Origin of the sequence: Polynucleobacter sp. JS-JIR-II-c23 (assembly GCF_035011225.1) — a bacterium.
Classification (GTDB): Bacteria; Pseudomonadota; Gammaproteobacteria; order Burkholderiales; family Burkholderiaceae; genus Polynucleobacter.
In genome coordinates this window covers 762,881-782,391 of record NZ_JAYGQT010000001.1, presented here as the reverse complement: position 1 = coordinate 782,391, position 19,511 = coordinate 762,881, and the positions used below count along the sequence as shown (strand labels likewise).

At 46.1% G+C, this 19,511-nt stretch carries 16 protein-coding genes; 5 read left to right on the top strand and 11 right to left on the bottom strand.

Going from position 1 to position 19,511, the window contains the following annotated elements; all coding sequences use genetic code 11:
* Nucleotides 1–36: 36 nt before the first annotated feature.
* Entirely contained in the window at nt 37–993 is a 957-nt protein-coding gene (gene trxB, locus VC159_RS04065; protein ID WP_072583823.1) for a thioredoxin-disulfide reductase, read from the top strand.
* A 111-nt stretch (nt 994–1,104) separates the two neighbouring features.
* On the opposite strand, the gene VC159_RS04060 is transcribed toward trxB, so the two are convergent.
* Complete coding sequence (locus tag VC159_RS04060; RefSeq protein ID WP_323472811.1) at nt 1,105–3,165, bottom strand: sodium-translocating pyrophosphatase; 2,061 nt, start codon at nt 3,163–3,165, stop codon at nt 1,105–1,107.
* A 182-nt stretch (nt 3,166–3,347) separates the two neighbouring features.
* On the opposite strand from VC159_RS04060, the gene ppa reads away from it, so the two are divergent.
* The 3 genes from ppa to VC159_RS04045 all read left to right on the top strand — a co-directional run bounded on the left by ppa (nt 3,348) and on the right by VC159_RS04045 (nt 5,944).
* The gene (gene ppa, locus VC159_RS04055) at nt 3,348–3,884 is read left to right on the top strand and encodes an inorganic diphosphatase (RefSeq protein WP_215320286.1); all 537 of its coding nucleotides are present in this window, start codon (nt 3,348–3,350) and stop codon (nt 3,882–3,884) included.
* Between the two features lie 31 nt (nt 3,885–3,915).
* Nucleotides 3,916–5,535 (top strand): NAD+ synthase, encoded by a 1,620-nt coding sequence (locus tag VC159_RS04050; protein ID WP_323472810.1) that lies wholly within the window; start codon nt 3,916–3,918, stop codon nt 5,533–5,535.
* 70 nt (nt 5,536–5,605) lie between these two features.
* Entirely contained in the window at nt 5,606–5,944 is a 339-nt protein-coding gene (locus VC159_RS04045; RefSeq protein WP_072583818.1) for a P-II family nitrogen regulator, read from the top strand.
* Between the two features lie 34 nt (nt 5,945–5,978).
* On the opposite strand, the gene VC159_RS04040 is transcribed toward VC159_RS04045, so the two are convergent.
* Both VC159_RS04040 and VC159_RS04035 read right to left on the bottom strand, forming a co-directional pair.
* Nucleotides 5,979–7,001 carry a hypothetical protein gene (locus VC159_RS04040; protein WP_323472809.1) on the bottom strand — a complete coding sequence of 341 codons (1,023 nt, stop codon included), beginning with the start codon at nt 6,999–7,001 and terminating at the stop codon, nt 5,979–5,981.
* A 78-nt stretch (nt 7,002–7,079) separates the two neighbouring features.
* On the bottom strand, nt 7,080–7,709 hold the full coding sequence (locus VC159_RS04035) for a response regulator transcription factor (protein ID WP_323472808.1): 630 nt from the start codon (nt 7,707–7,709) through the stop codon (nt 7,080–7,082).
* 228 nt (nt 7,710–7,937) lie between these two features.
* Here VC159_RS04035 and ilvD point away from each other — a divergent pair, with 228 nt between their 5' ends.
* Complete coding sequence (ilvD, locus tag VC159_RS04030) at nt 7,938–9,629, top strand: dihydroxy-acid dehydratase (protein WP_215320294.1); 1,692 nt, start codon at nt 7,938–7,940, stop codon at nt 9,627–9,629.
* Nucleotides 9,630–9,714: 85 nt separating this feature from the next.
* On the opposite strand, the gene VC159_RS04025 is transcribed toward ilvD, so the two are convergent.
* The 8 genes from VC159_RS04025 to VC159_RS03990 form a co-directional block, all read right to left on the bottom strand.
* Complete coding sequence (locus VC159_RS04025; RefSeq protein ID WP_323472807.1) at nt 9,715–10,191, bottom strand: copper chaperone PCu(A)C; 477 nt, start codon at nt 10,189–10,191, stop codon at nt 9,715–9,717.
* Between the two features lie 37 nt (nt 10,192–10,228).
* Nucleotides 10,229–10,705, bottom strand: a complete 477-nt coding sequence (locus tag VC159_RS04020; protein ID WP_323472806.1) for a thioredoxin-like domain-containing protein — start codon at nt 10,703–10,705, stop codon at nt 10,229–10,231.
* The gene (locus VC159_RS04015; protein WP_323472805.1) at nt 10,702–11,961 is read right to left on the bottom strand and encodes a sialidase family protein; all 1,260 of its coding nucleotides are present in this window, start codon (nt 11,959–11,961) and stop codon (nt 10,702–10,704) included. The genes VC159_RS04020 and VC159_RS04015 overlap by 4 nt, the downstream gene beginning before the upstream one ends.
* Nucleotides 11,962–11,963: 2 nt before the next feature.
* Nucleotides 11,964–14,156 carry a TonB-dependent receptor gene (locus VC159_RS04010; RefSeq protein ID WP_323472804.1) on the bottom strand — a complete coding sequence of 731 codons (2,193 nt, stop codon included), beginning with the start codon at nt 14,154–14,156 and terminating at the stop codon, nt 11,964–11,966.
* 79 nt (nt 14,157–14,235) lie between these two features.
* On the bottom strand, nt 14,236–14,607 hold the full coding sequence (locus tag VC159_RS04005; RefSeq protein WP_323472803.1) for a DUF2946 domain-containing protein: 372 nt from the start codon (nt 14,605–14,607) through the stop codon (nt 14,236–14,238).
* Nucleotides 14,608–14,720: 113 nt separating this feature from the next.
* Nucleotides 14,721–15,983, bottom strand: a complete 1,263-nt coding sequence (gene oxlT / locus VC159_RS04000; RefSeq protein ID WP_323472802.1) for an oxalate/formate MFS antiporter — start codon at nt 15,981–15,983, stop codon at nt 14,721–14,723.
* A gap of 550 nt (nt 15,984–16,533) precedes the next feature.
* Nucleotides 16,534–17,001, bottom strand: coding sequence for a DUF1854 domain-containing protein (locus tag VC159_RS03995; protein WP_323472801.1), 468 nt, complete (start codon nt 16,999–17,001; stop codon nt 16,534–16,536).
* Entirely contained in the window at nt 16,998–19,331 is a 2,334-nt protein-coding gene (locus VC159_RS03990) for an ABC transporter ATP-binding protein (protein ID WP_323472800.1), read from the bottom strand. Before VC159_RS03990 ends, VC159_RS03995 begins: the two co-directional genes overlap by 4 nt.
* Nucleotides 19,332–19,511: the final 180 nt, after the last annotated feature.

The window sequence follows — 19,511 nt, the reverse complement described above, 5'->3', positions numbered from 1 at the left end:
CTACCGATTGTAATCAAGCAAATCTATAATTTGAATATGACTACAAATACCCCAAAACACTCCAAAGTTCTGATCCTCGGATCCGGCCCTGCTGGCTATACAGCAGCCGTCTACGCAGCCCGAGCCAATTTAAACCCCACCCTCATCACTGGCCTAGCTCAGGGCGGTCAATTAATGACCACGACTGACGTAGAAAACTGGCCTGCGGATGCCGATGGTGTTCAAGGCCCAGAACTAATGGAGCGTTTCTTAAAGCATGCCGAACGCTTTAATACTGAAATCATTTTTGACCATATTCATACAGCAGCCCTGAAAGAAAAGCCGATTCGCTTAGTTGGTGATTCTGGAACCTATACTTGCGATGCCTTGATTATTTCTACTGGCGCTTCTGCTCAATATATTGGCTTACCAAGTGAAGAAGCATTCATGGGTCGCGGTGTTTCTGGTTGCGCAACTTGCGATGGCTTCTTTTACCGTAATCAAGATGTGTGCGTAGTCGGTGGTGGCAACACTGCAGTTGAAGAAGCGCTCTACCTTACTGGTATTGCTAAAAAAGTAACCGTGATTCATCGTCGGGATAAGTTCCGTGCTGAACCAATCTTGAATGATCGTCTCATGGCAAAAGTTGCTGAAGGCAAAGTGGAGCTGAAACTGAACTCCACTCTCGACGAAGTTCTAGGTGATGAAAAAGGTGTAACTGGTGTGCGCATTAAGAAACAAGATGGCAGCACTGAAGACCTTGCTGTAACTGGCGCCTTTATTGCCATTGGCCATAAACCGAATACCGAACTCTTTGTTGGTCAGCTCGATATGAACAATGGCTACCTCAAGACCCATTCAGGCCTTGAAGGCAATGCCACTGCTACTAATATTCCTGGCGTCTTTGCAGCCGGCGACGTTCAAGATCACATCTATCGTCAAGCGATTACTAGTGCTGGCACAGGTTGTATGGCCGCATTAGATGCGCAACGTTATTTAGAAACTTTGGAGTAAGTTTTATTTGCTTAGAACTTTAAGTAAGTGTGAGATAAAAAACGCCTAGCAATGCTAGGCGTTTTGTTTGCTGCAGTCTGATTGCTACCGCATTTAATGACTACGTATTACTTAACGAGAAGCCATTGGCAAGAGTGGCACGATAAGTAATGCCACGATATTAATAATCTTGATCAGTGGATTCACCGCAGGACCCGCAGTATCTTTGTAAGGGTCGCCAACGGTATCGCCAGTCACTGCAGCCTTGTGAGCTTCAGAACCTTTACCGCCGAAGTTGCCTTCTTCGATATATTTCTTGGCGTTGTCCCAAGCACCACCACCGGTACACATCGAGATCGCTACGAATAAGCCAGTCACGATAGTTCCCATGAGCAAACCACCCAATGCAGCAGGTCCTAACAAGAGACCAACTACAACTGGGGCAACTACTGGCAAGAGGGAAGGAACGATCATTTCTTTAATAGCAGCAGAAGTCAGCATATCTACAGCTTTGCCGTACTCTGGCTTTGCAGTGCCTTCCATGATTCCAGGGATATCACGGAACTGACGGCGCACCTCTTCTACCACCGCACCAGCGCAACGACCTACCGCTTCCATTGCCATCGCACCAAACAAGTAAGGAATCATCCCACCGATAAAGAGGCCAATGATGACCATGTGATTGGATAAGTCAAAAGACACTTGTTGGCCCATACCCTCTAAAGCATGGGTGTAGTCAGCAAAGAGTACGAGCGATGCCAAACCAGCTGAACCAATTGCATAGCCTTTAGTAACTGCTTTAGTAGTGTTGCCAACCGCATCCAATGGATCAGTAATATCGCGAACAGATTGTGGCAAGCCTGCCATCTCTGCAATACCACCAGCGTTATCTGTAATTGGGCCATACGCATCAAGCGCAACCACAATACCTGCCATGGACAACATGGCTGTTGCTGCAATTGCAATGCCATATAAACCAGCCAACCAATACGCTGCAAAAATCGCTGCACAAACAAAGAGAACTGGGTAAGCAGTTGACTTCATCGAAATACCTAAGCCAGCAATGATGTTGGTACCGTGACCTTTGGTTGAAGCTTCAGCAATATGCTGCACTGGCTTGAACTGGGTACCGGTGTAGTACTCGGTAATCCATACCAAACCTGCTGTAAGCAACAAGCCCACTACAGTTGAACCAAACAAACGCCATTGGCTACCAGGGATGCCTAATGCATCGTCTGGCATGATGAAGTTAGTTACAAAGTAGAAAGCAATCAGTGACAAGCTACCAGCAATGATTAGGCCCTTATACAAAGCAGGCATCACATTTTTCATACCAGGTGTTGCTTTTACAAATGAGCAACCAATGATGGAGGCAATGATAGAAACACCACCTAGTACTAGTGGATAAATAATTGCTGCGACTGGCGCACTAGAAACCATTAAGGATCCCAGCACCATGGTTGCAATCAGCGTAACCGCGTAAGTTTCGAATAAGTCCGCCGCCATACCTGCGCAGTCACCAACGTTGTCGCCAACGTTATCAGCAATGACTGCAGGATTGCGTGGATCATCTTCCGGAATACCAGCTTCAACCTTGCCAACTAGGTCAGCGCCAACGTCTGCACCCTTAGTAAAGATGCCGCCACCCAAACGGGCAAAGATCGAAATTAAAGAAGAACCAAATGCCAAACCGATTAGGGGATGCAATACAGAAGAGAGATCTTGTCCAGCGCCAATCGATACGAGGAACATAAAGAATAGGCCAACACCCAAGAGTCCAAGGCCAACTACCAACATGCCGGTAATTGCACCGCCTTTGAATGCCACATTGAGCGCTTCGTTCATCCCCTTGGTTGCTGCTTCCGCTGTCCGTACGTTTGCACGTACTGAGACATTCATACCAATAAAGCCACAAGCACCAGAAAGCACTGCACCGATGACAAAGCCAATTGCGGTTGCAAAATCAAGGAAGAGCGCCATGAGAATGGTCAGAACCACCCCAACCACGGCAATCGTTTTATATTGGCGTGACAAATACGCTGCCGCACCCTGCTGAATCGCCTCGGCAATTTCTTGCATTTTGGCGTTTCCGGTACTCTGCTTCAAAATCCAGCTGCGCATCACAAAACCGTAAATCACGGCTAGGACACCGCACGCCAAGGCAAAATACAAGCCTAAAGTGACATTACTCATGCTTGAACTCCCCAAAGTTAATCATTTGTTGTTCTTTATTGTTTTGCATAACTGCACTTAGGTAGACCCGTTCTCCGAAAGCTTTAAACTATGGTCCTTAAGCTGTATCAGTATGTAACAGAATCACCCCTGCGCTCCCTTGATAGGATCAGGGTATTTACTAATCACTATTCGGAGTATTTATGAGTCTCGAGAAAGTCAAGCCAGGTAAAAAGATCCCTGAAAGCTTCAACGTCATTATTGAAATCCCAATGAACGCTGATCCAGTGAAGTACGAAGTGGATAAAGAGTCTGGCGCAATTTTCGTTGACCGTTTTATGGGTACTGCAATGCACTACCCATGTAACTACGGATATATCAATAAAACGATTGCCGGTGATGGCGACCCTGTTGATGTTCTCGTAATTACTCCATTTCCACTCATTCCAGGTGTTGTTGTTAGCTGCCGTGCAATTGGCATCCTACAAATGGAAGATGAGGCTGGTCAAGACGCTAAATTATTGGCTGTTCCAGAAGACAAAATTTTGCCTATCTATACACACTGGCAAAAACCTGAAGATATGAACCCATTGCGTTTGAATCAAATTCAACACTTCTTCGAGCACTATAAAGATCTCGAAAAAGGTAAATGGGTAAAAGTTAAAGGCTGGGGTGGCGTTGCCGATGCTCATAAAGAAATTCTTGAGGGCATCGAGCGCTACAACAAAGAGAACAAGTAATTCTTTTATTGAAAAGGCTTTGTGATTCGGAGTGAGCACGCAGAAAATTGCCTTAGCCCAAATCAACCCATTAATGGGTGATTTGGCTGGCAACGCGCAACTCATTCACAAAGCCGCTCTAGATGCCTACTCACAAGGCGCCAAACTCGTAGTCACCCCTGAGCTTTCGCTCACCGGCTATCCCCCAGAAGACTTACTCCTCCGCCCTGCTTTTATTGAGGCGGCACAATCACAGCTCGAGCTCTTGATGAAAGAGCTAGCTCAGTACTCTGATCTGACAGTCATCGTCGGTCACCCCAAACAAACATCTGCAGGTTTGCAAAACTACGCATCTGTTTTACGAAACGGCAAAGTCATTGCGGGCTACGCAAAACAAGAATTACCTAACCATGAAGTATTTGACGAAGTTCGCTACTTCGTACCTGGTAATCAAGCTTGTGTTTTTGAATGCGAAGGTGTTCGCTATGGATTGATCTTGTGTGAAGATGCCTGGCATGCAGGTCCCGCTAAACAATCTCATGCTGCTGGCGCACAAGTATTGTTAGTCCCCAACGCCTCTCCTTACCACCTGCAAAAAGAAGCCTTGCGTATTGAAGTGCTCCGCGGGCATATTGCACAAACCAAAATGCCACTGGTTTACGTCAATGCTGTTGGCGGTCAAGATGAATTGGTTTTTGATGGCGGCTCATTTGCATTAAATAGTGATGGCAAAGTCGTGATGGCCATGCCTCAGTTTGAAACCGGCCTAGGCCTTGTTACCGTGACAGCAACTGGCGAGCTAGAAAAAGGTTTGATCACCCCACCCCAATCCGTTGAGGCACAGGCCTATCAAGCGCTGGTTTTGGGTGTACGTGACTATGTCACCAAAAATCGCTTCCCTGGCGTGATTATTGGCCTATCTGGCGGCGTAGATTCAGCCTTGGTATTGGCAATTGCTGTTGACGCATTGGGTGCCGACAAGGTACGCACCGTCATGATGGCCTCTCGCTATACCGCCGATATCTCTTGGATCGATGCAAGGGAGATGGCCCAGAACTTAGGCGTGCAATACGACGAGATTCCAATTAGCGGACCAGTGGATGCTTTAGAAGCTTCTCTCGCAGAGCAATTCAAAGGTTTAACAGTTGACGCTACCGAAGAGAATATTCAGGCACGCGTTCGTGGCACCCTGCTGATGGCCCTATCTAATAAAACAGGTCGACTTGTTTTGACTACCGGCAACAAGAGTGAAATGGCAGTCGGCTACTGCACACTCTATGGCGATATGGCGGGTGGCTTTGCAGTCATTAAAGATATCGCCAAGACTTTGGTGTATCGCCTATGCGCCTATCGCAACAGTATTACGCCAGTGATTCCGGAGCGAATTCTGACCCGCGCACCTTCGGCAGAGTTACGCCCAGACCAAAAAGATCAAGATAGCCTGCCCTCTTATGAAGTGCTGGACGGCATTGTTGAGCGCTATATGGAGCAAAACCAATCGATTGCTCAAATCATTGCTGCAGGCTTTGATGCCGAGAGCGTAGAAAAAGTAACCCGCTTAATCAAGCTTAATGAATATAAGCGTCGCCAAGCCCCACCGGGAGTCCGTGTAACCACTCGTGCCTTTGGCCGCGATTGGCGCTACCCCATTACCTCGCAATTTAGAGCCTAGAACGCTCAGCGGGTCGGTTTTTGGTAGTTCAGAACAGATCTAGGTATGATTACTGAATTAGGGGGAACACATGAAATTAATTACATCCATCATTAAGCCGTTCAAACTCGATGAAGTTCGTGAGTCATTGGCAGAAGTCGGTGTTACGGGCCTGACCGTTACTGAAGTTAAGGGCTTTGGCCGTCAAAAAGGACATACTGAACTCTATCGTGGCGCTGAGTATGTGGTCGACTTTTTACCTAAAGTAAAAGTAGAAGCCGTGGTATCTGATGACCGTGTTGAAGCTGCTATTGAGGCAATCACTAAAGCTGCTCGCACCGGCAAGATTGGTGACGGTAAGATTTTCGTGACTGCAGTAGAGCAGGTGATTCGCATCCGTACCGGTGAAACCGATAACGCTGCGGTTTAATTCAACAAATTAAACCTGCGAACCTCTCAGGCCATCAACGTAGCTGAGAGTCTGTGGAGTTTGATGGAGCTGCAGGCTGAATCATTTCAGCCGGCTCCAAAATAATTGTCTTGCTAGCTGTATTTCCCACGCGCACCTTTGCACCTTGGTAATACAAATCCACTTGATTTAAACCGCCAGTAAGCACCTTCAATGGTGGCTTGCCATAAAGACTCGCACCAACTCCTGGCTCTAGCGTTTTATTCTGGATCTTACCGGTAGCATCAACCACACATACTGTTTGCGCAGTCTTTGATTGCAGATAAACCATGTCACCCGCTTTTTTAGGGGCTTCGGGCTTGTAATTGAGTGCAGATGCATCTGCAGGCGGGCATTCCGTCGTAACCGCTACTGGAGTAGGCTCTGGTGCTGCTGCTGGAGCTGGCTTATTCTCTGTCACAGGCTCTGCTGGTGCAGGCTCTTGTGCTACTTCTTGAATAATTACCACTTCTTCTTTAACCGGTTCGGGGAAAAATAGGGGGCGCAAGTTCACCACTGAGAAAATCACTGCCGCGCCAATTGCCAACAGTAAAAAAAGTTTCTTTTTAGGGCCTACTGAAGCTTTTGATTTCTGGCTGTAATCAATCGCTTTTTGTGAGAATTTGCTAGTATCGACCTGCTCAGGTTTTGGTTTTGGTTCTGCGACTTCCTCTGCCGATACAGGGCTAACCTCTTTTTGTTTTACTTTTTCGGTCTTTGCCTTTTTCTCTACCGCAGAAGCTTTTGTCTCCCCCTGCAATTTCTCCTCAACATCACCTGCTTTAACGGGCTGCGCAATACCAGAAAAATCAAATGCATCGTCTGGTGTGAGATTTAGTAAGCCAGCTACTTTTTTTGCTGCTGTGAATTTAACTTGGTCGCCATAAAAAGAGCTGGTCTCACCATTTTCAATCTGCTCAATTTGGCGAACAGAAAGGCAAGCCATTCCCGAAAGATCTTTCGTGCTGAAACCAAGACTTTCTCTGGCCTTAGTAAATACCTCTTTGCGAATCTCTGGAAGTTTGACTGGTTTATTCACTGCGCAGCAACCATCTCATAAGAAATTAATAAGATTGATAGTAATCCCAAACTGGGGTAACGGTAATTAGCCACAAAGCTAGGTGTTTAATGGATGGTTCTCAAGGTTGGATTCAAGATACTTCTTCACCAGCACCTGCAGGGAATCCGCATGCATTTTGTCCATCACCCTAGCCTTATGGACTTTAATGGTGGCATCCGTGGTTCCTAGTTTTACGGCAATATCCTTGTTTAGGAGGCCCTTAACAAGCCATCCACATACCTCACGCTCTCTAGGAGTGAGGCTTTCATAATCTTTCTTAGCTTCAACGTCCAAAGAAACCCTCTTTAACTGGCGGGCATCAAAGTCGATGGCGTCCGCAACAGCTTTTAAGAGTTCTTCGAGATTAAATGGCTTGAATAAGAAATCTACCGCACCCCGCTTAAGGCCTTGAACGATTTGATGGGGATGACTTTGACCGCTCACAAATACGATAGGAGTCTTGCGACCTAACTTCTGGAGTTTTTCTTGCAAATCAAGGCCAGTCATATCTGGCATCTGCATATCTAAGAGAATGACAGCCGGCGAGACTGGTACGGACTTTTCTAAGAATAAGGCGGCAGATGCATAGTCTTCAACGAGATACCCCAACTCCCTGAGCATTCTCGATAGAGAAATGCGCATGGATTCATCATCATCAATTAGGTATATGTGGCCGACTTTAGTCATTGAATTCAAAGGAAAAAGTGATTGATGACTTAATGTACTGCAGCCTCTTTTACTAAGCTATTAGCTCCTTAGCTAATATTTTGATCTAAATCTATGAATTCATTGGCATTTCATACTGCAGTGCAACATTTAAAGTAATTAAGGTGGACTCATCGATCTAGAGCACCCTTAACCCATCTCACGGCACAATAGAGCCTTTCGACACAAACCTTTTCTGGAGTAATAAGCATGAAACGCCTTAATGAACGCTCGCGCATGGTCACCGAAGGGGTCGCTCGCGCACCTAATCGTTCGATGTATTACGCAATGGGTTACGAAGAAAAGGATTTCGTAAAGCCAATGGTTGGCGTTGCGAATGGCCACTCCACTATTACCCCTTGTAATAGTGGTTTACAAAAATTAGCTGATGCAGCAGTTGAAGCTCTAGAAGCGGCTGGCGCAAAAGCACAAGTGTTTGGCACACCAACCGTTTCTGATGGTATTGGTATGGGCACTGAGGGCATGAAGTATTCCCTCGTCTCACGTGAAGTGATTGCTGACAGTATTGAAGTGTGTGTAAATGGCCTTTGGCAAGATGGCGTTGTTGTCATTGGTGGTTGCGATAAAAACATGCCAGGCGGCATGATGGCTTTAGCCCGCACTAATGTGCCCGGCATCTATGTCTATGGCGGCACGATTAAACCAGGCCATTACAAGGGCAAAGAACTCAATATTGTTTCTGCATTTGAAGCGGTTGGTGAATTTACTTCCGGTCGATTGAGTGAAGAAGATTTAAAGGGTGTTGAACAGCATGCCTGTCCAGGTAGCGGCTCTTGTGGCGGCATGTACACCGCAAACACCATGAGCTCCTCATTTGAGGCTTTGGGTATGAGCTTGCCCTACTCCTCTACGATGGCGAACGTTGATGCTGAAAAAGTAGCGAGTGCTGCCGAATCAGCGCGCGTACTGGTCGAAGCAGTCAAAAATAACTTGCGTCCCCGTGACATCATCACCAAGAAGTCCATTGAGAACGCTGTCAGTGTGATCATGGCAGTTGGTGGATCCACAAATGCAGTATTGCATTTCTTGGCCATCACCAGCGCAGCTGAAATCGACTGGACAATCGATGACTTTGAGCGTATTCGTAAACGCGTTCCTGTGATCGTGGATATGAAACCATCTGGCACTTATCTTGCAACGGACTTGCATCAAGCCGGCGGCATTCCACAAGTAATGAAGATTTTGCTTGATGGCGGATTACTTCACGGTGACTGCATGACCATCACTGGAAAAACGATTGCCGAAGTATTGAAAGATGTTCCGTCAGTACCACGCGCTGATCAAAAAGTGATTCGCACCTTAGACAATCCTTTATACAAACAAGGTCACTTGGCAATCTTGAAGGGCAATATTTCTCCAGAGGGTTGCGTGGCTAAGATTACCGGCCTCAAGAATCCTTCGATCACTGGTCCAGCTCGTGTGTTTGATTCTGAAGACGATGCCATGGCAGCCATCATGGCGCAGAAGATCAAGGATGGTGACATTGTTGTGATTCGTTATGAAGGCCCTAAAGGCGGCCCAGGGATGCGTGAGATGCTTGCCCCAACCTCTGCTCTTGTAGGACAAGGTCTAGGTGAGTCTGTGGGCCTCATCACTGATGGCCGCTTCTCTGGTGGCACATGGGGTATGGTTGTGGGTCACGTAGCTCCTGAAGCCTACGTAGGTGGCACGATTGCTCTCATTCATGAAGGTGACTCGGTAACCATTGATGCCCATCAACTACTGATTCAATTGAACGTTGATGAAGCAGAAATTGCGAAGCGTCGCGCAGCTTGGGTGCAACCTAAGCCTCGCTACACTCGCGGCCTGTTGGCAAAATATGCTCGCCTTGCAAGTACCGCAAGTAAAGGCGCAGTAACTGACTTGAACTTGGGTGACTAAGCTAATCAAGTAAGAGCCTTAAAAGAAAAAGCCCCCAGGTAAAACTAGGGGCTTTTTTATTACGTGTACCACCCAATCTATTGACTTAGTGCTTCATAGCTCCAGAACCCATTGCATTAACTGGCATCTTGACCTCAACATCACCTGCCTTAGCAAACTTCAGCTTCACGGGAACGGTTTCACCTGCAGCTAATGGAGCTTTAATGTTGATAAACATTAAGTGCAAGCCACCAGGTTTTAATTCAACAGCGCCACCTGCTGGCACAGCGATATCCTTCACTTGACGCATCTTCATGACATTGCCATCCATTGCCATCTCGTGGAGCTGCACTTCACCTGCAACAGGTGAGCTGGCAGAGATCAATTGATCAGCAGCGCCTTTATTTTCAATCTTCATAAAGCCACCGGCTACCTGTTGTCCAGGAACTGTGGCACGGGTATAGGCATCTTCAATTTTGATAGCGTTAGTAGTGACGGTTTTGGAAACGTTTTGCGCCCATGTCGTTCCTACGAAAGCCATCCCTGCAACGGCACACAGTGTTACTAATAGTTTTGTCTTCATTTATATTCTCCCGGTAATTGATAAGCGATACATTTAATTATGGTTTAACTATCAAAGCATTTTGCAACTGCTGAAAGTCTACTAAGCCTGTTTTTCTGGTGGCTTTGCCATTTTTATCAATCACTATGGTTGTCGGTGTTTCACCATGCCATTTGGGATCAATTTCATAGCGCAGGCGCTCATCAAAAGGCGCTGAGACATAATAATTATTGGCCCTGTCCAGATTTGCTTTGCTCAACATTTTTTTCATCGACTCGATTGATACATCATCAACCTGGATAAAAACTACTTTAGCGCTTGGATTGTTCTTGATAAAAAGACCCCACTGCGGCATCTCTTTAACGCAAGATGGGCAAGTCACCCCCCAAAAATTAATAGCCAGAGGTCCACCATTTGCAGCTTTGATAATGGCTTTCCAATCGCCTGCCTGATAAGGCTTCAGAGAAACCGGATCGGCAAAGGCAAACCCAGTCACTGATAAGGCGAGTATAAAAAAGAGCCAATATCTTTTCATTGCTTTTGTCCAATATTAATTAACTGGTATCCATCATGACGCGTAAGCCAGGATAAAAATACATGGTTCCCTTGAGCTAGCAACAAAGGATGGTCACTATACCCTGCTGTACTAGATAGTATTTTAGGAGTTGCCCAAGTTTTTCCATTGTCGCTAGATTCTTTTAAATATACGGAAGATTGCACACCATCAAATTCCTTCCATACCAACCAAACTTGCTGGCCCAATGCCAATAGATATGGCCTGGATACATTGGCAGTTTCAGCGCCTATGCGAGTAGGCTTGGAATAGGTGGCACCTTGGTTGGTGGAATTGGCATAAAAGACTCCAGAGCGCTTACTGCCTTGGGTATACCAAGCCACATGGAATGTACCGGTGTTTGATACTGCTATGGATGGTCCATGATGCGGGCAGGCATCCGTTTTCCAGTTGTCATCAGCCACCTTACGGATTGGTCCTGCACCTGAAGCAGAAATCACTTGGCTGGCCTGATCCCGAATGCCTCCAGGAAATATTGCTCTGTACGCTAGCACCGGATTACCTTTTGGATCAAGGCTGACACCGATGCGACAGCACTCACAACTACTCTCATTAGCAAAGCGCTCTACCTGGAAGTTTTTGCCGCCATCCTGAGAAAAAGAATAGGCAATTGAGCCGCCAAGACGATTTTGTCCACCCTGCTTTGCTGCAGAAACTAAACGCTTATCGATCCAAGAGATAAAAATATCGCCATCTGGCTTTATCAGAACGGATGGAAAACGCTGACTGGAGCTGTCATTGACCAAGGACTCTGGTTTGGTGAATGTCTTAGCCCCATCGGTCGATCTAGTGGTATTAATTTGCGCATTCCAGTTAGCATCTTTGAAAAATGCATATGCCAAAAAGACATTCCCTTGTTTATCAGCAACAATTTGTGGACGTGCATCAGCGCCAGCATCTAATGATTTACCGTGCTCAGCAATTTTGACTGCTGGTGAAAATGTTTTTCCTAAATCAGAAGACTGCGCAACTGAGACCACGCCACTCGCGGTCCATACCAGCAATAGCCTTCCATCCTGCGTAAAAAATGGGGTTGCAGCATTGGCACACTCCAACCCAATTCCCTGGCAAACACTGCTCACTTTTGCTGGATTTGCACCGGCCATATGCGATGAATGATCCATTTGCATTTGAGCTTGTACAGCAAAGCTCAGCACTCCCGAAAGAAGCGCTCCGAGCAATAAGAATCGATTAAAAGAGTATGGGGTCAAATTCATAATTAGAAGATGATACGTGCACCGACAGTAATGCTCTGTGGTTGCCCGGCGATATAACTTCCTTGACTAGTTCCCGTACCGTAAGTGATGTAGCTTCGATTGAACATATTGATCACACTGGCAAATACTGAGGCTTCTGGCGTTAATTGATGGTTCACCTTTAAACCAACAACTGCATAGGAAGGAACTGGTAAGGTGTGCGCGCCATCCAACCAAGAATTACCAATATAACGAACATTGGCTGTCAGACTGGTCTTTGGAAGCGGCATATAGGTCACTCCTGCATAACCCATGTTTTGTGGCACACCGCCAACCTGAGATCCAATTGGATTTAAGGATGCACTAACCCCCGAGCCAATCCAAGTAAGAATGGTGTTCGTATGGGTATATGTACCATCAACAGCCCACTGAGTATTGAGATCATGATGTGCCTGTACCTCAAGCCCACGACTTTGAAGATTCTGATTATTGCCGTACAAGCTAAATGTTTGGCCATTAGCTCCGGTACAAACTGAGATTGGACAACCTGCAGCAGCAGCTTGTGCCTGAGAAACATTGGGTGCATAAACTGCGTTTTTTACATTCGCATTAAAGCCCGTGATCTGCACAAAGCCCGCATTCCAACGATAGTCAGTCCCTAGTTCATAGCCAGTCATGTTCTCGGGGCTCAGCAATGGATTGGCCAGGCTAACGCTCGTTGAATTTCCATAAGTACGAAGCGTGTTGTTCAAACCAGGCGCATGGAAACCCTGATAGGCCGCCCCCCTAAAGTCCCACTCCTTAGTAGCCTGTAATAACAAGCCCAGATTAGGGCTGAACTTATATGCAGTTTGATTAGGGACATTGGTGTAATTTTGAACACCATTTGCACCTGCGATCCAATAGGTTGGGGTCTGGCTTTGCCATTGATCCTCTCGAAGTGAGAGAGTAGCTTGCAATGGGATGGCATCTGTTTTAGCCTTCATTTGCGCCATCACACCATAAAACTGTTGCTGACCTTTTGCGTAATCAGAAGAGGTAACCACTCCATTTGCATATCCAGCAGCAGAACTAAAGGAATTCGTTAAATTCTGTGCAGCTACCTGTCTTCCATCAACACTTACTACTACCTGATTAATGGTTTGATCCTTTAAGTCATGGGTATATTGCGCAGATGCCCCCAGTGTTGAATAAGGATCGTTATAGTTGGCACTAATATAAGCTGGTGTTGCACCGCTATTACTGACATTTTGCTGCCAAAGAGTGGTGTTTTCGTAAAAAGCATTCACCTGAACCTTTTGCGCTGCACTCAAACGCGTAGTTGCTCCTCCAGAAAAAGTAGTTTCTTGAGTTGTCTTGGTAGCAAAGTTATATCCACCAGTTGGTAGATTTTGCATATTGTGGGAACCAAGATTAAAAAATGCATCCGTATCAGAACTTAATTTCAAGGCTCCTTGAAGTCGGTAATTTGCACTGTTAGCGCTTTCAGGACCCATCCCAGGCAATAGAGGCGCTGACTGCCCTGCTTTGTTCTTTGCTGGATAGACTGTTGCCGGAGAAATAGTAGGCTGGTTAATATAACCATCCGTATTAAAGTAGTCCGCAGATGCCCGTAGCTTTAATACGTCATTTACTGCCACTTCTTTTGAAGCAGCCACATTGCTTGTATTGTATGAACCATAACTGGCAGACACTTCGCCTTTGTTATCGTTAATGGGCTTGGTAGTGATGTTGATTAAACCACCCATGCCATAGTTGCCATAAAGATTGGAGACGCCACCGCGAACCAGTTCTACATCCTGCACTGCTGAGAGGGGGACAAGATTCCATTGAATGGTTCCATACATAGCGTCGTTTGCAGGCAGTCCATCGATCAATGCCAGAGTCCGCGCAGCACCAAGACCACGGACATTCAAACTCTGACCGGTGGGGTCCTTTTCATAATATGGTTGATCATTTAAAAATACACTTGCTTGATTCTTTAAGACCTGGTCAACCGTCATTTCCGGGGCGTTTTGAATATCTTCATTCGTCAAAATAGAAGTATTTTGAGTCATGTCCTTTAACTCAGTACCAGAGCGAGTAGCACTGACAACCACATCACCTATTTTTTGACCGTAGTCGGGTGGCTGCGCAATTTGTGCTTGCGCGTTGATTAGTACCGACCCAAATAGCACGCCCACGCATGCGCTGATTTTCTTTTGCTTAAATAACATTTACTGCTCCACTGAACAATACGACAACGTATTGATTAAATCGTTGCCAACTACATAGCTAGGCTATGCCCTAATTTGATTAGGCTTGTACTGGTGGAGCTGCTGAAGGCGGGGTTATCCAAACAGCAAGTGGTTTGGGTGATTGGTAGAAAAGCTGAGGCAGCAAAGCGAAAGTCTGCGGAGCTTCAAATCTGAGATTAGTGTTGAATGCCGGAGTGATAACGCTCTGCACTAAACAATACGGGCAAGGCTGCATTTGATTGGCAACGTCTTGCCCATCATCCTGAACATCGATTTGCATCTTGCTGCCATCAACAGAACAAATCTCCATTGCAAAACCTTCGCCATGCTTAGCCATGGAAACTGCTTGAGATACAGCTGGCGCAAGCGCGCTCATTGCGATTGCTAAGGCAGCAACCCAGTGAACGAAGCGGTTTTTGGAGGAATTCATGATGGTGGAATTTTATCTGATTTCCACCTCTGACTGATGCCATTGAGCCTTACTTTATTTTGGGCAAACAAAAAGGGGTCCGAAGACCCCTTTGCTTAGGCTTTTGACCTGAATTACATAGAAGCAGAACGCTCGATGAGTTTGCGACGCATTGGGCGCAATACAAACCAAGCCAAGATTGCAGCTGTACCGTTCAAGATACTAGCAACCCAGAATACCGCTTCCCAGCCACCTGTAGCAGCCATTAATACACTAGATAAAGGTACCAACAATGAAGCTGTGCCCTTAGCTGTATAGAGAAGGCCCGCATTACCAGCGGCGAAGGTTGAGCCGAATGTATCAGCGTTAGTGGATGGGAACAAGCTATAGATCTCACCCCATGCAAAGAACACCAAACCAGTCAACAGCACGAACATGACCGGGTCATGACCGAGGTAATACAAACCAAGAATACCTACGCACTCAAAAGAGAAGCAAAGAGTCATCGTTTGTTCGCGACCAATCTTGTCTGATACCCAACCAAAGAATGGACGGGTCAAGCCATTTAAAACACGATCAATGGTTAACGCAAAAGTCAGGGCTGGCAATGCTAGGCCCAACAAGCTCACCGTTACGCCAGCAACTTGGAAGTCTTTAGCGATTGGAGCTAATTGGGCAGTAGCCATCAAGCCACCAGCAGCAACCATCACGAACATGATGTACATAATCCAGAATACTGGTTGCTTAACCATTTCCATCGGACGGAAATCTTTACGAGTCTGAGCAACGGCAGCCTTAACTGCAGTAATAGCACCCTTAATTGGCTTGGAAAGAAATAGACTTAACAAGACAACGATTGCGCCTTGGCCAATACCAAAGAACCAGAAAGTTTCTTGATAGCCTTGTTCAGCAATCATTTTTGCAATTGGAATTACGGTTAATGCAGAGCCCGCACCAAAGCCCGCAGCTGTAATACCTGCAGCCAAACCACGACGATCTGGGAACCATTTGAGTGCATTACCTACGCAAGTACCGTAAACAGCGCCAGCGCCAACACCGCTAACTGCAGCAGCCGTGTAAAGCATGGTTAACGTGTCTGCATGGGAATTCATGATCCAGCCAAGACCGCACAAAATACCGCCACCAAAGACCACTGGACGAGGACCGAACTTATCTACCAAGTAGCCCTCAATTGGAACTAACCAAGTCTCAGTCAATACGAAAATGGTGAATGCAACTTGAATCGCTGCGCGACCCCAACCAAACTTAGCATCAATTGGGTTTACAAACAAAGTCCAACCGTATTGCAAGTTTGCAATCATTGACATGCAAATGACGCCAATTAGTAGCTGAAACCAACGGCCTCCTAAAGGCCCTGCAGTTTTCTCGCCGCTCATCCTGAATCTCCTATTTTTTACTTTTTTATAAATACATATCACACCCAAAAATTTGGGTTATGTGATTTTTAAGCATTTACACATGGGAATACTTGACACTAATCAAGATTCACTCAAATCCCCACTAGTGATTACCCTTGCCTTAACCCTATGAAATATAAGCTTTAGAGGGGTAAATCATTGGTTTTTTGTCCCGCTGACTAGCAGCAATAGGAAACAAAAAAGCCACCCGAGGGTGGCTTTTGAAATGCTGTAATTTTTTAAATTACATGCCGCGATATGCGCCGTCGAAATCATAGTGACGAGCAGGCTTGTCATGGCTTGGCTTGCTTTCAGAAAAAAGCTGGTTAATCATATTCAATAAAACAGTCATTTGAATCTCCTTAAGGGTTAGTACCTAGAGTATAACCCTAATACTATTGCAGTGCAACAGGCCTAGAAAACGGGCAAAAGTGTCGTAAGCATCTGTTTTTACAAGGAATTAACTCAATTTAGAGGAAAATACCTGGGAGACGCCTGCCGAATGGGGATATGCGCTGTAAATCCCTTTTTAGCGGAACCGATCTAGCAGTTTTTTGCTGACTTTATCCAATTGGGTAGAGTCTTTGATGAGGAACTGCAGTCCGTTGGAATCGGCAATCAGCAATGTATTGCCGGCAATGCGACGAATATCTTCCTCGCCCTTGAGGCGAATTCGTGTTGGACCTCGGTCCGTTTCGATATCCCAAATACTAGGGGTAGCGAACGTAGAAACCTTAGTGATCCTCTCAATGACTGGCATGAACTCGCGCTCAGCCAGTTCTTCCTCGATCAATCCAAGCTCTGCTTCAGAAATAGCGGTGACATCCGGAAACCAGCAAAGCTCTTTTCCAGATTGATTCATGATGCCGATACCCGCAGCAGGCGCAGTAATTGGAAAAGCTCTGACAGGATGAACGCCAATGTGTCGCTCACCTTTGTTGTCGATAAAGACTAGACGTCCTAGCGCATCACGCTCTAGCTGATGAGTCGCGCTCATACCCCACCCCCAACTTGCTTAGCAACTTCTTCCAGTCTTTCTTCTTGAGCTTCATCTAGACTTTCACCAATAGCACCGCCTTCAACGAGCTCCGCAGCATGACGCAGCTGGGCTTGATACAGGGTGTAATACGCACCCTGGGCTTCCATCAATTGATCGTGAGAGCCTATTTCTACAATCTCACCTTTATCTAGAACCACTAAGCGATCCGCTTTTCTCAAGGTGGAGAGGCGATGGGCAATTGCAATCGTAGTGCGGCCCTTAACCAAGTTATCCAAAGCGCGCTGGATTTCTTTTTCAGTAGTGGTATCAACCGATGATGTTGCTTCATCTAGGATCAGAATGCTTGGATTAATCAACAGTGCTCGCGCAATTGATATGCGTTGACGTTCTCCACCAGAGAGGGATTGGCCGCGCTCTCCTACTAAGGAGTCATAACCTAGAGGGAGGCGAAGAATAAATTCATGGGCATGAGCGGCGCGTGCTGCCTCAATAATTTCTTCGCGAGTTGCATCTGGTTTACCGTAAGCAATATTCTCTGCAATCGTTCCAAAGAATAAAAACGGCTCTTGCAACACTAGGCCAATACGCTTGCGATAGTCAGCGATTCTGATACTGCGAATATCCCGACCATCCAAGGAAATCGATCCCGCGCTCACGTCATAGAAGCGGCAGATCAAGTTCACCAAAGTGCTCTTACCAGAACCACTATGACCTACTAGGCCAATCATTTCGCCTGGCGCGATATCCAAGTCAATACCTTTAGAAACAGCACGATTACCGTAACGGAAGCCTACGCCACGCAGGGAGATGCGGCCTTTGACTTCGCCCAATGGCGCTGGATTGATAGGCTCAGGAACGCTAGAGACGTGATCCAAAATATCAAAGATTCGTTTAGCGCCAGCGGCTGCTTTCTGGGTATGAGAAACAATCCGACTCATGGAATCTAAGCGAATATAAAAACGTCCAATATAGGCCAAGAAAGCAATTAAGACGCCAACAGAAATTTTCTGGTGCGCAACTTGCCAAATACCAAAACCCCACACCACTAGCAAACCTGTTTCAGTAAGCAAAGTTACCGTAGGAGAAAACAAACCCCACACGCGATTCACGCGATCATTGATTTGTAGATTGTGCTTATTAGAATCCACGAAGCGCTTAAGTTCGCGGTCTTCTTGTGCAAATGCTTTAACTACCCGAATGCCTGGAATAGTGTCCGCCAAAATATTAGTTACTTCAGACCAGATGCGGTCAATCTTTTCAAACCCAAAACGTAAACGATCACGCACTACATGAATCATCCAAACAATGAATGGCAATGGCGCCAAGGTAACCAAGGCCAGTAAAGGATCAATGGATACCAGGATGGCCGCGGTCATGGTGATCATCAACACATCGGTAGCAAAGTCCAGCGCGTATAAGGAGAGGAAAACGCAAATACGATCGGTCTCAGCGCCAATGCGGGCAATCAAGTCACCTGTTCTCTTACCGCCAAAATATTCCAGTGAAAGTTTGAGTAGGTGCTCGAAAGTAGTATTGCGTAAATCAGCACCAATGCGCTCACTCACCAATGCAAGTAAATAGGTCTTCCACCAACCTAAACCCCAAGCAACAATTGCAGCACCAAATAATGCAAACAGATACATGCTGGCCAAATGAAAATCGATAGGGTTACCGCGCTCATATGGAATCAACACATGATCCATTAAGGGCATAGTGAGATATGGTGGAATTAAAGTGGCGCCTGTAGATAACAGAGTCAACACAAAACCCAACAACAATTGTTTCTTATAAGGGCGTGCAAAACGCCAAAGCTTGAAGAGCGTCCAAGTAGATGGCGGTGCATCACCCTCAGGATCACAAGTCGGACAAGAATCTGAATTCGCGGGCTTAGGGCTTAAGCAAACTGGGCAAACTTGCTTGTCATACTCGCTGACCTCACCATTACTCATTTCCTCGCCACGAGTTAATTGCTTAAAACTAGATTGCAGGCGAAGCACTTGGGGATTTACCGCTAGGGTGAAATTCCAGGAACTCAGCAATTTATCGGGGGTTTCCAGGCGCAAATGCCCCACTCCGGCATGATCACCGTGGATTAAATGGGTATTTTTCTCTAGTTTCCAAGACTCAAATACATTGCCATCTGTCCAAAATAAGCCTTGTTCACTAAGTAAAAGCAGGCTTTTTTCAAAGCGTAAATCGAGGCCTAAATCAAGCTCAACCCAAGCTAGCAGGGCTTCAGGGCTCTTTACTGGGGAAGTTTCAGCCCCCAAAACAGCCAACCAATAGCTAGGTAGCACGGGGGCAAAAGGTAGGATTTGTGGCTTCATTGACCTTAAAAGTATAGTGGAGCTGAATTTTTTAGATTTATTGCTCCTGTCAACTTTAGAGGGTCAAAAGCCGTTAAATTGTCTATGTAGGCCCTTTTATGTATTTTTGCTGAATTTGTGAGTTTTTCAATAACTATTAGAAACAGAGAGACTGTCTGACGCGTCAACGCCAAAACCTGG

What these genes read in the sequence shown, in the direction of transcription:
- trxB (WP_072583823.1), top strand. Translation starts at nt 37, where the DNA reads ATGACTACAAATACCCCAAAACACTCCAAAGTTCTGATCCTCGGATCC.
- VC159_RS04060 (WP_323472811.1), bottom strand. Translation starts at nt 3,165, where the DNA reads ATGAGTAATGTCACTTTAGGCTTGTATTTTGCCTTGGCGTGCGGTGTC.
- ppa (WP_215320286.1), top strand. Translation starts at nt 3,348, where the DNA reads ATGAGTCTCGAGAAAGTCAAGCCAGGTAAAAAGATCCCTGAAAGCTTC.
- VC159_RS04045 (WP_072583818.1), top strand. Translation starts at nt 5,606, where the DNA reads ATGAAATTAATTACATCCATCATTAAGCCGTTCAAACTCGATGAAGTT.
- VC159_RS04035 (WP_323472808.1), bottom strand. Translation starts at nt 7,709, where the DNA reads ATGACTAAAGTCGGCCACATATACCTAATTGATGATGATGAATCCATG.
- ilvD (WP_215320294.1), top strand. Translation starts at nt 7,938, where the DNA reads ATGAAACGCCTTAATGAACGCTCGCGCATGGTCACCGAAGGGGTCGCT.
- VC159_RS04025 (WP_323472807.1), bottom strand. Translation starts at nt 10,191, where the DNA reads ATGAAGACAAAACTATTAGTAACACTGTGTGCCGTTGCAGGGATGGCT.
- VC159_RS04020 (WP_323472806.1), bottom strand. Translation starts at nt 10,705, where the DNA reads ATGAAAAGATATTGGCTCTTTTTTATACTCGCCTTATCAGTGACTGGG.
- VC159_RS04015 (WP_323472805.1), bottom strand. Translation starts at nt 11,961, where the DNA reads ATGAATTTGACCCCATACTCTTTTAATCGATTCTTATTGCTCGGAGCG.
- VC159_RS04010 (WP_323472804.1), bottom strand. Translation starts at nt 14,156, where the DNA reads ATGTTATTTAAGCAAAAGAAAATCAGCGCATGCGTGGGCGTGCTATTT.
- VC159_RS04005 (WP_323472803.1), bottom strand. Translation starts at nt 14,607, where the DNA reads ATGAATTCCTCCAAAAACCGCTTCGTTCACTGGGTTGCTGCCTTAGCA.
- oxlT (WP_323472802.1), bottom strand. Translation starts at nt 15,983, where the DNA reads ATGAGCGGCGAGAAAACTGCAGGGCCTTTAGGAGGCCGTTGGTTTCAG.
- VC159_RS03995 (WP_323472801.1), bottom strand. Translation starts at nt 17,001, where the DNA reads ATGAGCGCGACTCATCAGCTAGAGCGTGATGCGCTAGGACGTCTAGTC.
- VC159_RS03990 (WP_323472800.1), bottom strand. Translation starts at nt 19,331, where the DNA reads ATGAAGCCACAAATCCTACCTTTTGCCCCCGTGCTACCTAGCTATTGG.